Origin of the sequence: Pseudomonas sp. SMN5, assembly GCF_052041925.1 — a bacterium.
In the GTDB taxonomy this organism is placed as follows: domain Bacteria; phylum Pseudomonadota; class Gammaproteobacteria; order Pseudomonadales; family Pseudomonadaceae; genus Aquipseudomonas.
On the sequence record NZ_JBKGGX010000068.1, the window covers coordinates 1 to 578 of the forward strand.

Consider the following 578-nt stretch of genomic DNA (forward strand, 5'->3'; position numbering starts at 1 on the left):
GCCGTCCGGCAACTGGCTGCTGAGCAGCCGGCCCTGGGCGTCGTAGCTGAACTGGGTGCGCTCGCCGAGGGCATCGGTGATGGTTTGCAAATAGCCGCGCGAGTCGTAGCGAAAGCGCGTCGGATAGCCCGAACAATCGATGTGCTCGACGAGTTGCCCAAACGGGTTCCAGCGCAGCTTTTTGCTTTTGCCGGTGGCGTCGATGATCTCGACGACCTGGCCGTGGGCGTCGTAGCGGTAGCGGGTGACGTGGCCCAGCGGGTCGGTTTCGGCGATGCAATTGCCCCGAGGGTCGTAGCGATACTGCCAGCTGTTGCCGGCGGCGTTAGTGTCCACCAGCGGCAGGGCCCAGTGTTCGAGCCAGAGGGTGGATTCGCTGCGGCCCAACGGGTCGGTTTCGCTGATCAGGTTGCCGGCTTCGTCGTAGCTGAAGGTGTAGCCGCCGCCCTGCGGGTCGGTCGCGCTGAGCAACTGGCGTTCGTCGTTCCACTCGAACAGCCAGGTTTGGCCGAGGTTGTCGGTGGCGCGGATGATCTGGTGCTGGGTGTTCCAGTGGCGGGTGCTGGTGCGGTTCAGGT

1 pseudogene is annotated in these 578 nt (G+C 64.9%); it reads right to left on the minus strand.

Annotated features, from left to right (window positions below):
• Positions 1-578 (minus strand): annotated as a pseudogene (locus ACLEJR_RS27005) (RHS repeat-associated core domain-containing protein); the annotation flags it as partial.